Consider the following 14,656-nt stretch of genomic DNA (forward strand, 5'->3'; position numbering starts at 1 on the left):
CTCAACCGGTAGGTAAGCGGCGGTATCGTTCATCAATGTACAACACAACAACCGCCACACACAAAATGACAAAACTTCAATAGATGTATTTTATCAACAGGATGCAACCGTGAAAACAGTCTTATGACTTTATTGCTTCACCTTGGTGAAGCAACCGTTTCACACAGGTGGCAACGGCACTTCACTTGAGTGAAAAGGCACGTTCAGCCGAGTGGTGCAACAAATGATGCAGTCTTCTTGCATGGAAACTCCCATCCCCTTGCACGGATACTGCCGTACATATATCAAGATTACGTACCCGACATGGAAACCGATATCCGACGAACCGGCTTCTGCAAGGAAAAAACGAAAAAGCACTTCGTGGAGATACAGGAAATTCCGTCACCTCATATTACTGTTTATCAGCGCAATACAATGACGGAACAAAAAACTATTGCAGCGTAGAAATAAAAACAGAATCAACGTTACAAAGACGAACTACTCAACACAGTTCCGGTATAGGAAACCACGCTACGGGCCGGCAATGTCAAGATATAGACACCATCGGCAGGTTGAACAGCTTCCACCGGCTCCCATTTACGGGTGTCATCGGTGACATAGCCTTGCAAAGCACCGGAAACCTGAGCGCTTTCAAGAGCCAACGAAATAACTACTTCATGATCCGCAGGGTTGATGGCTACAACCGTGTAACCGTTGTCACCATATTTATAGCCAGACACCATATAGCCTTGTTCGAAATCATATTGCGCCGAGATGCGCTTGCTTCCTACAGGGATGTAACGGGAGAAGTTGCCGAACACCTCGCAACGCTTGGTCACTTCATAGTCCACGCGGTTCTTTTCAATGTTAATCAGCCCCTCGGTGGTTCCGCCATCCGGTATAGCACCTGCCCACCACACAATAGCGCCGGTATTGGCCTCACACAAGAAACGATGGAACTTCTTCGCCCATTTCAAGCCACTGGTCATGGTAGCATCATAACTTTCCGTAGGATCGCTGATTTCGGTCAGCCACACGGGAATTCCCTTCGATTCGGCTTTGCTGAACGGTTCAATGGCAGGATCTTTCCCGGTCACAGGATCCACATAGCCATGTCCGGCGGCAATGACGGGAAAGTTGGTGATTTTAGGATTCAGGTTCAGAATGTCGCGCACATAATTTTTACTGCCCATGATAAAGCCCAGAATGGCAGACCACTGGGCATTCTCGCCAAAGATAATCCGGGTTTCGGGATGGGTCTGTCGCAACTTGGGACCTAAGTTATTCACAATGAACGGTCCCAGCGTAGTGGTACCGGGAAGCCAGAGGCATGAGTTCCAGCTTGCCGCATACTCGGGCTCGTTGGCAGGAGAGATGGCATAGACAGGCAGACCTGCCGCTGTGTAGGCATCACAGAAATTGGAAAGATAGTCGGCAAAGGCCTGGTAGCTGCCGCGTTTCAAAAAACCTTGCGAGGTACTGCCGTTGCTTTTCATATAAGCCGGAGCAGACCAAACGGAAAAGATGAGTTTGTCCACACCGTATTCCTGCTTCGCTTTTTTCATGATCCACAACTGTCCGTTGCGCTGTGCGATGCCTTCGGCAACACGATTCTCATCACGGTTGAAATCAATATCGAAAAAAGGATCGTCCAAAGACAGATTGATATCCTCGTCCATATTAAACGTGGTTTCATCGTAATGGGGGAATACCTCGCCCCTAAGGATACTGAGGCGAAGCCCGTCCTGTCCGAACATCACATCCATAATCTCCTGACGCTTGCGGTGGGCATAAAGATAGTCGGACCAGCCGGCCTGCGCCACACCAAAACCATCGATGGTTTGTTCTTCGTTGTTCCACTGAAGAACTACGTCGGCCCCCAAGGTACTACGTGCATCGGCCGGGATTTGTTCTGCCGGAAGAGCATCGGTAACATCGGTACAGGCACAGAGGCAAGCGGCGGAAGCCGCCACGGCAAAAAGGTAAGATAGCTTTTTCATGACACTTGTCTTTTTTAAGGTTAGTATTCAAAGTTTTACCAGGTTGTAACCCAAAGGCAAAGATGGAAATTTACCGACAGACAAACCAATACTATCCGAACATATACTTATGATATTTTATCAAAATAGAGACCGTCAATATGAGAAGCCTTGTTCTGGCTATCCGAATAAAGAAAAAACAACTTACAAGCCGTTCGTAGTACCGCAAAAAGACACGGAACATTATTTCCAGGCATTCAAATCCTACAATATCCCCGAACTTTCAGAAAATCCGCTTTCTTTTAGTGCTGTCAAAATCAGGCAAGTCCATGAGAAAGTTCCGGCCGAACCTTTTAAATGATAGTCTTGTTCTTACGATAATTATCACGGAACTCTTTAGGAGTCACTCCTTTTTTCTTTTTAAAGATACGGTTGAAATTGGATAGATTATTAAAGCCACAATCATATCCTATTTCAGCTATTGACAAGGAAGAATCAACCAAAGCACGTGAAGCGGCCCCCAAGCGGATATCAGTAAGGAAATCGATAAAACTTTTGGAAGTATGCTGTTTGATAAAACGACAGAATGAGGCCTCGCTCATATTTACCATTTTAGCCACATCTGCAAGACGGATCACTTCCGAAAAATGAAAATGAACATAATCCAGCACCTTGTTCAACTTCTCGTTAGTATGCTCTTTGGAAACAGAGTTAATGGCAAACTGCCCGGTTGACAGCTCACGCATCCCTTTGTCCAATGATAATTCATGAAGAATAACAAGCAGTTTTATCAAGGAATAGAAACTATCGTTCTCACAAGACAGCGTTTTCAACAACGGACGGACTTTCGCGATAGTCTCCCTGCTGAACACGATTCCTTTACGGGCACGGTGGAAAAGTTCCCGAATGCTGATCATCTGGTTCCTGTTCAGAATCTGGTCGGAAAGCAGATCGGAATGAAACTGAATGGTTATTTCATGGATATTCTGCGGCTTGTTGTTATAATCCCTCCAAGCATGTTCCAATTGAGGATTGGTGACCAGCACCAGTTCCTCTTCTTCTATTTCTTCTATGGAGTCTCCCACAATGCGTTGTGCGCCTTTTGCATTCTCAATATAGTTCAGTTCATATTCGGGATGTATATGTATAGGAAAATTAAAATTCGATTTCTGACGCTCTATCAAAATAAAGCAATCCTTGGCCGACAAAGGTGACACTTCTTTGAACAATTCTGTGTTTATCATATTTCTCTTTCACATTAGATCTGATCTTGTATAGCAAAGATAACATGAAATATGAAATCGGAAACAAAAAAGTGAACATATTTTTATACTAAACCTGCAAAAGTACCTTCTATAAAAACGTAGATAACACAATACACAAAAACGAGAACCGTGTTATCCACGTCATTTCCATGAGGTTGCTTCTATTTCAGACAAGCCTTCATTGCTTTAATGATCGCTGAGTCAAACCCTTCGTGATCCAATTCATTAATCCCCTTGATAGTCATACCACCGGGCGTACACACCTTATCTATTTCCACACTGGGATGAGTATCATTATTCAATATCAAGGAAGCGGCTCCTTTCACAGACTGGGCAACCATTTTCTGTGCATCTTTCGGATAGATCCCCAATTCAATACCTGCCTGCATAGCTGCCTGAATATATTTCAAGACATATGCGATACCACATGAAGTCAAAGCCGTAGTAGCAGCCATCTGACTTTCAGGAATAAGCATAGCCAATCCTAATTCATTAAAGATATCCAGCATCAGTTGTTCTTGTTCCTTACTGGCGTTACGACTGGATATCAAAGTCATACTTTCCAACTGAGAAATAGCAGTATTGGGAATCAAACGGAATATGGTCTGTTCCGGACCTACACTCTTTACCAGCTGTTCGAAAGTTACACCACCTGCAATAGAAACCAATACTTGCCGGGGAGTCAAATGAACCACACTCAACACTTGGTCTATCAACCACGGCTTTACAGCCAGAATAACGATATCGGCATCCTTTATCGCTTTCGGATTTTCCGTTGTCACATTAATCTCCGGATAATCCGCCTGTAGAGTTTCCAGACTTCCGCTGAACGGATCGGCTACTGTTACATCACTCGCTGGAATGATAGTGCCTTGGGCAAGGCCGCGAGCAATGGCCCCTCCCATATTTCCCGCACCAATAATTGCTACTTTCATATTATTAAAGATTAAGTCTATAGCTACAAAGATAAGGGAAAAAAGGAGAAGAACGTATTATGAAAAGCTAAAAATAAAATTACTTTGAAGAAGATGAAATCAAAAAGTCTCGCCGGAACCGAAATGTTTCCTGACGAGACCTTATTTTCTTTCGCTGATTATTATCCCTCTTGAATCTCCAGCTTATACCAACACTTTACGAAAGCGTCCAATAAATTCATCAGCCTCAGCCATAGTCAGACACAAAGGCGGGAGCAGACGGATTACATTCGTACCACTGACTCCGGTAAATACTTTCTGTTCGAACAGCAGACGCTGACGCAGTTCCTTAATCGGTTCGTCAAATTCCATACCGATCATCAAACCTTCGCCACGCACCTCTTTAATCTGTGGGAATTGTTTCAATTCTTTCAGCAGATGAGCACCTACCTTGGCAGCATTCTCTACCAGGTTCTCACCTTTCATAACATCCAGCACCGCGATAGCAGCAGCACAAGCCAGGTGGTTACCACCAAAAGTGGTTCCCAATTGTCCATATACGGGTTTGAATTTCGGACTGATCAGGACACCAGCCATCGGAAAGCCATTGCCAATCCCCTTTGCAACCGTAATCATATCGGGACGGATACCTGCATGTTGGTGAGCAAAAAATTTACCGCTACGCCCGTAGCCGGATTGTATTTCATCCAAAACAAGTACTGCATCCACTTCTTCGCAAGCCTTACTCAGTTCTTTCAAGAATTTCACTTCCGGAACCTGAATACCGCCTACTCCTTGAATACCTTCAATAATCACCGCACAGACATCTCCTTTTGCCAATTCCGCTTTAGCTGCTTCTATATCGTTCAAAGGCAGATAAGTCACATGCCCATTGTCATTGATTGGGGCTATAATTTTCGGATTGTGGGTTACCTCCACTGCCAGTGAAGTACGTCCATGAAATGCTTTGCAAAAAGAAAGCACACGTTTGCGACCATTGTAAAAAGAAGCCAGTTTCAACGCATTTTCATTAGCTTCGGCCCCACTGTTTATCAAAAACAATTGATAATCATCATAACCCGAAAGTTTCCCTAAACGGTCTGCCACTTCCTGTTGTAGCTTGTTAACCACCGAATTGGAATAAAATCCCAACTGTGCAACCTGCTTGCTTATCATTTCCACATAATACGGATGTGCGTGACCGATAGAAATAACCGCATGACCACCATACAAATCAAGGTATTCCGTACCTTGATCATCCCATACATGACAACCTTTTCCCTTGACAATGTTTATGTCAAAAAGAGGATATACATCAAATAATTTCATAAACTCTTCTTTATTAAAAAGCAGACGGTTTCAACCTCAGCCCTACGGTTTCTTCCAGATTGAACATGAGATTCATATTATGGACCGCTTGTCCGCTTGCCCCCTTCAACAAGTTGTCAATGCAAGAGATAACCAGCAGTTTATCGCCATGCTTCTCCAAATGAATCAAACACTTGTTGGTGTTCACCACCTGCTTCAAATCTATATTTTTGTCTACAATATGAACGAAAGAATCCTCGGCATAATAGTCTTGATACATCTTCACCAGTTCTTCCAGTTCCACCTTGCATTTGACTACCAGAGTAGCAAAGATACCACGCGGGAAATCACCCCGGTAAGGAATAAAATCTATTTCAGCATTAAAGCTGTTTTGCAACTGTTTCAATGATTGCTTGATTTCGGGAACATGCTGATGAGAAAACGGTTTATAGATGCTCATATTATTATTACGCCAGCTGAAATGGCTGGTAGCACCCGGTTTCACCCCTGCCCCTGTACTTCCGGTAATGGCATTTACCATTATATCCTCGTTCAGTAACAGATGTTTGGCTAACGGCAATAAACCCAATTGAATACAAGTGGCAAAACATCCCGGATTGGCCACGTGCTTGCTATGGCAGATAGCACGACGGTTCAGTTCCGGCAAACCATAGATGAAGTCATGGTCATCACTCTTGATACGATAGTCCATACTGAGGTCTATGATTTTCAAATCCTCGGGTACATTGTGACTATCCATAAACTTCTTTGTATCTCCATGAGCCGTACAGAAGAACAATACATCAATCTCATCCAAAGGAAGTTCGTCGGTAAAAACCAAATCCGTTTCACCATAGAGTCCCTCATGTACGTCGGTAATCTTATTGCCGGCGTTACTGCTGCTGTTTATAAACTTTATGTCTACATCAGGGTGATTAATCAGCAGACGAATCAATTCGCCCGCCGTATAACCTGCCCCACCGATAATTCCTGCTTTAATCATACTTATTAAATTTCTTCGTCCTTGTGGTTATTATAATAAACACGCAAAGGTGTAGAAGTCACTTTGATAAAGCCTTTGGCATCTTCTGCTGTCCATCCCTTCTGCATTTCACCATATTCACCGAATTTGGTCTTCACCAGGTCGTCTTTCGATTCAACACCCACAGTAGAGAATGAAAGCGGACGGAGTTCCAAGATAGCTGTACCGTTTACATTACGCTGAGATTCCTGCAACATTGCCTCAATATCGCGCATTACCGGTTCCAGATACTGACTTTCATGCAAGAACATTCCATACCAGTTGGCAACCTGGTCTTTCCAGTATTGCTGCCACTTGCTCAACGTATATTTTTCAAGGAAACGATGGGCTCCGATAATCAGCATAGGAGCAGCAGCCTCGAATCCTACACGCCCTTTGATACCGATAATGGTATCCCCAACGTGCATGTCACGGCCGATACCGTAGGGTGCACCGATCTCTTCCACTTTCTGAATAGCCTTGATAGGATCATCAAACTTCTCGTCATTAACAGCCTTCAGCTCACCTTTTTCAAATGTAAGACGAAGCTGTTCGCTTCCTTCCTTGGTCACCTGTTTCAAATAAGCACTTTCGGGCAAACCCTGCGCAGAGTCCAATATTTCCCCACCGCAGATAGAAGTTCCCCAAAGACCTACATTATAAGAATATTTCAATTTTGTAAAGTCAGCGGCAAAACCATGTTCATTCAAATAATCAATTTCCTGCTGACGGCTTAATGCCATGTCACGGGTCAATGTGATGATCTCAACCCCCGGAGCCAATACCAAAAAAGTCATATCGAAACGAATCTGGTCATTACCCGCACCAGTCGAGCCGTGTGCGATAGCATCCGCACCTATTTCATTAGCATAACGTGCTATGGCCAACCCTTGGAAGATACGTTCAGAACTTACAGAAATAGGATAAGTACCATTACGGAGCACATTACCGAATACCATATATTTCAAGCTCTTCTCATAGTATTCCCGGGTCACATCCAATGTCACATACTTCACAGCACCCAGTTTGTAAGCGTTCTCTTCGTTCTGCTTCAGCTGCTCCTCACTGAAACCACCCGTGTTTGCACAAGCAGCATACACTTCATACCCTTTTTCCTTAGCCAGATACATTACAGTGAAAGAGGTATCAAGCCCCCCGCTGAATGCTACTACTACTTTTTTCTTTTTTTCTTCCATAATGATATTATTTTAATTGAGAATTAAAAATTGAAAACTGAGAAATAAGTACATGAACGCGCAGCCATCTTTTAATTTTTAATTCTTAATTTTTAATTTATTAAATAGTGTCTTCTTCGTGCAAAGCCGGATCGTAAAGCATGGCTGTACAAATACAGAACTTACGGTTCTTTGCCACTAATATATCGTGATTGATACAGCCTTCACAACCTTTCCAAAAGGCCTCATCATCAGTCAGTTCATTGAAAGTTACAGGAACATATCCCAGTTCTGTATTCATTTTCATTACCGCCGCGCCACTGGTCAGACTGAATATCTTCGCTTTAGGCCATCGCAGACGTGCCAATCGGAACGAAGCCGCCTTTATACGCTTGGCCAAGCCCATCCCACGATAATTGGGATGCACAATCAATCCCGAAGTTGCTACATATTGCTTGTTTCCCCATGACTCAATATAGGTAAATCCTGCAAAATCCTCTCCACATAAGGCAATAATCGCCTTTCCTTCTTTCATCTTTGTAGTCACATATTCATGTGTGCGTTCTGCAATGCCTGTTCCGCGTACCTTAGCCGCCTCTCTAATAGTATCTAAAATTTTATCAACGTAAACTTCATGTGAGGCATCTGCCACCATCACATCCACTTGTTTAGCATCCATTTCCTTTTTTATCTATATTATTTTATTGTATATTCGGTATAATCAATGAAAGCGCATTCTTCACTCCCGCTCTTGTGCAGCCTTCACGAATGACAAGCATAATAGTATCATCACCAGCAATAGTTCCCAATATTTCATCAAAGTTCCGGTTATCAATATCATAAGCCAAACTACTAGCATATCCGGGACGAGTCTTGATTACTGCCAGATTAGCCGAAAATTCAATGGAAATAAATCCATTATGCATCAACATCTCACTGGCCGAATGTTGCTCAGTCATACGTTTGTACATGGTATTGTTTGGCAATACATATACATAATTTCCGTTCATACTGGCTGCTTTCGCCACTTTCAACTGCTTCAAGTCACGAGACAAAGTAGCTTGGGTCAATCGGAATCCTTCTTTCGCCAATTCCTGCAACAACTCTTCCTGGCTACCTACTTCCTTGCTCGAAATAATAATCTTAATGGCATCAAGTCTGCTATTCTTGCTCTTCATACTGCATAATTATTCTGATTCGACTGCAAAATTACAGAATATTCGGGAATATAGATACAAAAAAGAGAATATTTTTGCGACTTTATGCATATTTTCAATAAAGCTCTTATCCATCATCCCAAGAGTAAACCAAAATCACACCAAATTCTTCTTTTCAATGCGATCTTCTTAAAAAGACGGTAATATTATGTTTTACGGCAGGTACAACCAAATCCAACAGTTATAATATCAAAAAAACAAGGACGACTTTCGGGGAATAAACTATTTTTGCATCACTATTAATTCCTTAAAATCAAAAATAAAGGCATGGAACACACTTATTTCTTTGCGGTAGACCTGGGTGCCACCAGTGGACGTACCATCTTAGGTTGCCTGGGAGAAGGCAAAATGGAGTTGAAAGAACTGACTCGTTTCCCTAATCATATTATAGAAACCGGAGGACATTGTTATTGGGATATTTACGCCTTATACAATGAAATTATCAGGGGACTGAAAGTGGTAGCCAAAGACAATCTGCCTATCCGGTCCATCGGTATCGATACTTGGGGGGTGGATTTCGTATTCGTGGGCAAAGACGGAGAGTTACTCCGCAATCCTTATTGCTACCGCGACCCTCACACAACAGGTGCACCTGAAGAATATTTTACCCATATTCCCCGTGAACGAGTATATGACATCACTGGAATTCAAATTATGAATTTCAATTCCTTGTTCCAATTGTCAACACTCCACCGCAATCATTGCTCGGCCTTGGAAGCAGCCGATAAAATACTGTTTATGCCGGATGCCTTAAGCTATATGCTGACCGGTAAAATGGTAACAGAATATACCATCGCTTCTACTTCCCAGATGTTGAATCCGCGCACCAAACGCTTCGAAAAGGAACTGCTGGATGTAGCAGATATCAAGGAAGAACAGTTCGGCCGTTTCGTTTTCCCGGGAGAGCCTATCGGAGTACTGACAGAAGAAGTGCAGAAAATCACAGGTCTGGGAGCTATTCCAGTCATTGCCGTTGCCGGTCATGACACAGGTTCAGCCGTGGCTGCCGTACCAGCACAAAACGAAAGATTCGCTTATCTGAGTTCCGGTACGTGGAGCCTGATGGGAATTGAAGTGAAAGATGCCATTATAAATAAGGAAAGCTTTGAACAGAACTTCACCAATGAAGGAGGTGTGGAAGGAACTACCCGGTTCCTGAAAAACATCTGTGGCATGTGGCTGTTGGAGCGTTGCCGCAAAGAATGGGAATCAACCAACAACTATTCTTACACAGAACTGATAGATGCCGCTCTGACAGTTCCCGCTTTCCGCAGTCTCATCAATCCCGATGCCCCCTGCTTCTCCAATCCGACATCTATGATTCAAGCCATCGGACATTATTGCAAAGAAACCAACCAACCTGTACCACAGAGTTATGGCGAAATCACCCGTTGCATATTCGACAGTCTTGCCCTGCGCTACAAACAAGTATTCGGCTATTTGCAACAAATGGCCCCGTTCCCCATCGAAAAGCTGCACATTATCGGTGGAGGCTCACGAAACAATCTGTTAAACCAGTTCACTTGCAATGCAGTGGGCGTACCTGTCATAGCAGGTCCCAGTGAAGGGACAGCTATCGGTAACATTATGTTACAGGCAAAAGCCAACGGGCTGGTAAGCGATATCGCGGCTATGCGCCAACTAATCAGCACTTCCATAGAAACCGTTTCTTTTGAGCCCCAACAAGCAGAAGAATGGGAAGAAGCATATAAGAAGTATTTAGCTCATTATAGAGAAGATATTTAATATTCACCTTGAAATTTATTCATTAAACAAACAAATAATATCATGAAAGAAGAATTGATTAATAAAGCGTATGAGATCGCAAAAGAACGTTATGCCGCTGTAGGTGTCGACACAGAAAAAGTAATGGAAACCATGCAGAATTTCCATCTGTCACTGCATTGCTGGCAAGCAGATGATGTAACCGGCTTCGAAGTTCAGGCAGGTTCATTGACCGGTGGTATCCAGGCTACAGGTAACTATCCCGGCAAAGCCCGCAACATCGATGAACTACGTGCAGACATTCTGAAAGCAGCTTCATATATACCAGGTACTCACCGTTTGAATCTGCACGAAATTTATGGCGACTTCCAAGGAAAAGTCGTAGATCGTGACGAAGTAGAACCCGAACACTTCAAAAGCTGGATTGAATGGGGTAAGGAAAACAACATGAAACTGGATTTCAACTCTACTTCATTCTCTCATCCTAAAAGCGGTGACTTGTCTTTATCAAATCCCGATGAAGGTATCCGCAACTTCTGGATTGAGCACACCAAACGTTGTCGTGCCGTAGCCGAAGAGATGGGTAAAGCCCAGGGCGATCCTTGTATCATGAACCTGTGGGTACACGATGGCAGCAAAGACATCACTGTAAACCGCATGAAATACCGTGCTTTGTTGAAAGACTCTCTGGATCAGATTTTCGCAACAGAATATAAGAACATGAAAGACTGTATCGAATCAAAAGTATTCGGTATCGGACTGGAAAGCTATACAGTAGGTTCTAATGATTTCTATATTGGCTACGGTGCCAAGAACAACAAAATGATTACCTTGGATACCGGCCATTTCCACCCGACAGAAAGTGTTGCCGACAAAGTTTCTTCCTTGTTGTTGTATGTCCCCGAACTGATGCTGCACGTAAGCCGCCCCGTACGTTGGGACTCAGACCATGTAACCATCATGGACGACCCGACTATGGATTTATTCAGCGAAATCGTTCGTTGCAACGCCTTGGATCGTGTACACTATGGACTTGACTACTTCGATGCTTCCATCAACCGCATTGGTGCATACGTTATAGGCAGCCGCGCGGCTCAAAAATGTATGGTACGCGCTTTATTGGAACCGATTGCCAAACTGCGCGAATATGAAGCAAACGGACAAGGCTTCCAACGTCTGGCTCTGCTCGAAGAAGAAAAAGCTTTGCCTTGGAATGCTGTATGGGATATGTTCTGCTTGAAGAACAATGTACCCGTAGGCGAAGAGTTCATTGCAGAAGTAGAGAAATACGAAGCAGAAGTCACTTCGAAACGCTAATCAATATCCAACTACAAGATTGTCTTCCGTAGGGGCGGCCTCAAGTGCTGCCCCTACCGGGAACATAGTTGTAGCCTTAAAGAATATAAACAATGGAAATCATTATCGGATTAATCATCATCGCCATAGGAAGTTTCTGCCAATCCAGTTCATACGTACCTATAAAAAAAGTGAAAGAATGGAGTTGGGAAAGTTTCTGGCTGCTACAAGGTGTATTTGCCTGGCTGGTATTCCCGTTATTGGGTGCGTTGCTAGGTATCCCTCAAGGAAGCAGTTTATTTGACCTTTGGGGAACAGGAGGTGCTCCGATGAGCATCTTTTATGGTATATTATGGGGAGTAGGCGGTCTCACCTTCGGTCTTTCCATGCGTTATCTGGGAGTGGCCTTAGGACAAAGTATCGCACTGGGCACCTGTGCCGGATTCGGCACACTTTTTCCCGCCATTTTTGCCGGAACCAACCTGTTTGAAGGAAACGGACTTATTCTTTTACTGGGAGTATGTATCACTTTGTCGGGTATTGCCATTATAGGATATGCCGGCAGTCTTCGCGCCAAAAACATGAGCGAAGAAGAAAAACGCGCGGCAGTAAAAGATTTCGCTCTGACCAAAGGACTGTTGGTAGCCCTACTGGCAGGTGTGATGAGTGCCTGTTTCGCTTTAGGACTCGATGCCGGAACGCCCATCAAGGAAGCTGCATTGGCAGGAGGCGTAGAAGGGCTTTATGCAGGACTTCCCGTAATCTTCCTGGTAACATTAGGCGGTTTCCTGACTAATGCGGTTTACTGTCTGCAACAAAATATAGCCAACAAAACCATGAGTGATTATGCCAAAAGCAATGTATGGGGAAATAACTTGATATTCTGTGCTTTGGCAGGAGTACTGTGGTATATGCAATTCTTCGGTTTGGAAATGGGTAAAAGTTTCCTGACCGGAAGTCCTGTACTGCTAGCTTTCTCATGGTGTATATTGATGGCTTTGAATGTTACTTTCAGTAACGTATGGGGTATTTTATTAAAAGAATGGAAAGGCGTATCTACCCGGACTATCACTGTTCTGATAACCGGACTGGTAGTTCTTATCTTTTCTCTCGTATTTCCTAATTTATTTTAAAAGAATTACTATATTTGTAGCATACTGTTATTCAGAATGAAAAAGATGAATAACAATATCCTATGAACAATCAAATAAAAAAGATATGAAATCAATCTTAGACAATCGCCCTGAATTGGCCAAAGAGGTGAATAAAGTAGCCGAAGTAGCCGGATATTTGTGGCAAAAAGGATGGGCCGAACGTAACGGAGGTAATATCACCGTCAATATCACCGAATATGTAGACGATGAAATCCGTCAGATGCCCGCTATCAGCGAAGTAAAACAAATCGGTGTAACACTGCCTCACTTGAAAGGCTGTTATTTTTATTGCAAAGGAACCAATATGCGTATGCGGGATTTGGCGCGTTGGCCTATGGACAACGGTTCTGTCATCCGTATTTTGGATGACTGTGCCAGCTATGTCATCATTGCCGACAAACCGGTTCAACCTACTTCGGAAGTTCCCTCCCACCTGAGCGTACACAATTACCTCATCAGCATAGGTTCTCCTTACAAAGCATCCGTGCATACACACCCCATCGAACTGATTGCCCTGTCTCACAACAAAAAGTTCATGGAAAAAGATGTGGCAACCAACCTGTTATGGAGTATGATTCCTGAAACAAAAGCATTCTGTCCGCGTGGCCTGGGCATGATTCCTTATCAATTGCCTAGTTCTGTAGAATTAGCCGATGCAACCATCAAGGAACTAGCCGATTATGATGTCGTTATGTGGGAAAAACACGGCATTTTTGCCGTTGACCGTGACGTAATGGCCGCATTCGACCAAATCGATGTTTTAAATAAATCCGCATTGATTTACATCGCTGCCAAGAATATGGGATTTGAGCCGGACGGTATGAGTCAGGAACAGATGAAAGAAATGAGTGTGGCTTTTAATCTACCCAAATAATATTTTATAGTCTTCCCCTAATGGGGAGATTTTAAAGATGATTTGACTCCGCATGGGGACAAATCATCTTTTTTATTATCGGGACTCAAAAGATAAATCGCGTACTTAACTCATTGACAGTTTGATTATCTTATGTTTTTTTCAGAACAATGAGTATTCTTTTTGGCTATCTTTGGCAAAGACAGATTCACTAAACCTACAGAGAGATATGAAAGCAAATAAATTATTCCTTTTGGCAAGTCTCCTTCTATCAGGCAGTATGATACCTATAACGGCTCAGAACAAGAAAGAGAAGAAACAACAAAGAGAACAAGCAGTACGCGAGGCTGTTGACGCAAAGGCATACAAAATCAATGTGGACCGGGTAATGCCTATGAAAGGAGGCAGCAAACACCTGACTTCCGATTATTCTTTAGAAATAAGAAACGATTCGGTATATTCCTATCTGCCTTATTTCGGAGTGGCGTATAACGTTCCTTACGGAGGTGGAAAAGGATTAAATTTTAGTGCTCCTTTATCAGAATATACTTCAACATATAGCAAAAAGGGAAATGCTAAAATCACACTAAAAGTACGGAACGAGGAAGACAATTACCTTTACAATATCACCATTTATCCCAATGGCAGCAGTAACATACAGGTCACCCCCACAAACAGACAATCTATTTCTTTCTCCGGAGAAATGGATCTAAAGAAGAAAGAATGAACCATAAATAAAAAAGGGGAGGTGTCAAAACTAAAACAACCTA

At 43.2% G+C, this 14,656-nt stretch carries 13 protein-coding genes; 5 read left to right on the top strand and 8 right to left on the bottom strand.

What is annotated here, in order from left to right; genetic code table 11:
• Nucleotides 1-464 precede the first annotated feature (464 nt).
• From BVU_RS02975 to argR, 8 genes are all read right to left on the bottom strand, one after another.
• On the bottom strand, nucleotides 465-1,979 hold the full coding sequence (locus tag BVU_RS02975; RefSeq protein WP_011964818.1) for a glycoside hydrolase: 1,515 nt from the start codon (nucleotides 1,977-1,979) through the stop codon (nucleotides 465-467).
• A 332-nt stretch (nucleotides 1,980-2,311) separates the two neighbouring features.
• Nucleotides 2,312-3,202 (bottom strand): AraC family transcriptional regulator, encoded by an 891-nt coding sequence (locus BVU_RS02985; protein WP_005841048.1) that lies wholly within the window; start codon nucleotides 3,200-3,202, stop codon nucleotides 2,312-2,314.
• A 182-nt stretch (nucleotides 3,203-3,384) separates the two neighbouring features.
• Entirely contained in the window at nucleotides 3,385-4,158 is a 774-nt protein-coding gene (gene proC, locus BVU_RS02990) for a pyrroline-5-carboxylate reductase (protein ID WP_005841046.1), read from the bottom strand.
• A gap of 183 nt (nucleotides 4,159-4,341) precedes the next feature.
• Nucleotides 4,342-5,466: an aspartate aminotransferase family protein gene (locus tag BVU_RS02995; RefSeq protein WP_011964819.1), complete on the bottom strand. Its 1,125-nt coding sequence runs from the start codon at nucleotides 5,464-5,466 to the stop codon at nucleotides 4,342-4,344.
• Between the two features lie 13 nt (nucleotides 5,467-5,479).
• The gene (gene argC / locus BVU_RS03000; RefSeq protein WP_011964820.1) at nucleotides 5,480-6,448 is read right to left on the bottom strand and encodes an N-acetyl-gamma-glutamyl-phosphate reductase; all 969 of its coding nucleotides are present in this window, start codon (nucleotides 6,446-6,448) and stop codon (nucleotides 5,480-5,482) included.
• Nucleotides 6,449-6,453: 5 nt separating this feature from the next.
• Nucleotides 6,454-7,662, bottom strand: coding sequence for an argininosuccinate synthase (locus BVU_RS03005; RefSeq protein ID WP_005850744.1), 1,209 nt, complete (start codon nucleotides 7,660-7,662; stop codon nucleotides 6,454-6,456).
• A gap of 100 nt (nucleotides 7,663-7,762) precedes the next feature.
• Entirely contained in the window at nucleotides 7,763-8,320 is a 558-nt protein-coding gene (locus BVU_RS03010) for a GNAT family N-acetyltransferase (protein WP_005841037.1), read from the bottom strand.
• Nucleotides 8,321-8,342: 22 nt separating this feature from the next.
• Nucleotides 8,343-8,819 (bottom strand): arginine repressor, encoded by a 477-nt coding sequence (argR, locus tag BVU_RS03015; protein WP_005841035.1) that lies wholly within the window; start codon nucleotides 8,817-8,819, stop codon nucleotides 8,343-8,345.
• Nucleotides 8,820-9,125: 306 nt separating this feature from the next.
• On the opposite strand from argR, the gene rhaB reads away from it, so the two are divergent.
• From rhaB to BVU_RS03040, 5 genes are all read left to right on the top strand, one after another.
• Nucleotides 9,126-10,604 (top strand): rhamnulokinase, encoded by a 1,479-nt coding sequence (gene rhaB, locus BVU_RS03020; RefSeq protein ID WP_011964821.1) that lies wholly within the window; start codon nucleotides 9,126-9,128, stop codon nucleotides 10,602-10,604.
• Between the two features lie 39 nt (nucleotides 10,605-10,643).
• Nucleotides 10,644-11,900, top strand: coding sequence for an L-rhamnose isomerase (locus tag BVU_RS03025; protein WP_085930143.1), 1,257 nt, complete (start codon nucleotides 10,644-10,646; stop codon nucleotides 11,898-11,900).
• A 92-nt stretch (nucleotides 11,901-11,992) separates the two neighbouring features.
• Nucleotides 11,993-13,012, top strand: a complete 1,020-nt coding sequence (rhaT, locus tag BVU_RS03030) for an L-rhamnose/proton symporter RhaT (RefSeq protein WP_005850740.1) — start codon at nucleotides 11,993-11,995, stop codon at nucleotides 13,010-13,012.
• A gap of 85 nt (nucleotides 13,013-13,097) precedes the next feature.
• The gene (rhaD, locus tag BVU_RS03035; protein ID WP_005841025.1) at nucleotides 13,098-13,907 is read left to right on the top strand and encodes a rhamnulose-1-phosphate aldolase; all 810 of its coding nucleotides are present in this window, start codon (nucleotides 13,098-13,100) and stop codon (nucleotides 13,905-13,907) included.
• 208 nt (nucleotides 13,908-14,115) lie between these two features.
• On the top strand, nucleotides 14,116-14,613 hold the full coding sequence (locus tag BVU_RS03040; RefSeq protein ID WP_011964822.1) for a DUF4251 domain-containing protein: 498 nt from the start codon (nucleotides 14,116-14,118) through the stop codon (nucleotides 14,611-14,613).
• The last annotated feature ends 43 nt before the right edge of the window (nucleotides 14,614-14,656 follow it).

Source organism: Phocaeicola vulgatus ATCC 8482 (assembly GCF_000012825.1).
Taxonomy (GTDB): Bacteria; Bacteroidota; Bacteroidia; order Bacteroidales; family Bacteroidaceae; genus Phocaeicola; species Phocaeicola vulgatus.

What these genes read in the sequence shown, in the direction of transcription:
- BVU_RS02975 (WP_011964818.1), bottom strand. Translation starts at nt 1,979, where the DNA reads ATGAAAAAGCTATCTTACCTTTTTGCCGTGGCGGCTTCCGCCGCTTGC.
- BVU_RS02985 (WP_005841048.1), bottom strand. Translation starts at nt 3,202, where the DNA reads ATGATAAACACAGAATTGTTCAAAGAAGTGTCACCTTTGTCGGCCAAG.
- proC (WP_005841046.1), bottom strand. Translation starts at nt 4,158, where the DNA reads ATGAAAGTAGCAATTATTGGTGCGGGAAATATGGGAGGGGCCATTGCT.
- BVU_RS02995 (WP_011964819.1), bottom strand. Translation starts at nt 5,466, where the DNA reads ATGAAATTATTTGATGTATATCCTCTTTTTGACATAAACATTGTCAAG.
- argC (WP_011964820.1), bottom strand. Translation starts at nt 6,448, where the DNA reads ATGATTAAAGCAGGAATTATCGGTGGGGCAGGTTATACGGCGGGCGAA.
- BVU_RS03005 (WP_005850744.1), bottom strand. Translation starts at nt 7,662, where the DNA reads ATGGAAGAAAAAAAGAAAAAAGTAGTAGTAGCATTCAGCGGGGGGCTT.
- BVU_RS03010 (WP_005841037.1), bottom strand. Translation starts at nt 8,320, where the DNA reads ATGGATGCTAAACAAGTGGATGTGATGGTGGCAGATGCCTCACATGAA.
- argR (WP_005841035.1), bottom strand. Translation starts at nt 8,819, where the DNA reads ATGAAGAGCAAGAATAGCAGACTTGATGCCATTAAGATTATTATTTCG.
- rhaB (WP_011964821.1), top strand. Translation starts at nt 9,126, where the DNA reads ATGGAACACACTTATTTCTTTGCGGTAGACCTGGGTGCCACCAGTGGA.
- rhaT (WP_005850740.1), top strand. Translation starts at nt 11,993, where the DNA reads ATGGAAATCATTATCGGATTAATCATCATCGCCATAGGAAGTTTCTGC.
- rhaD (WP_005841025.1), top strand. Translation starts at nt 13,098, where the DNA reads ATGAAATCAATCTTAGACAATCGCCCTGAATTGGCCAAAGAGGTGAAT.
- BVU_RS03040 (WP_011964822.1), top strand. Translation starts at nt 14,116, where the DNA reads ATGAAAGCAAATAAATTATTCCTTTTGGCAAGTCTCCTTCTATCAGGC.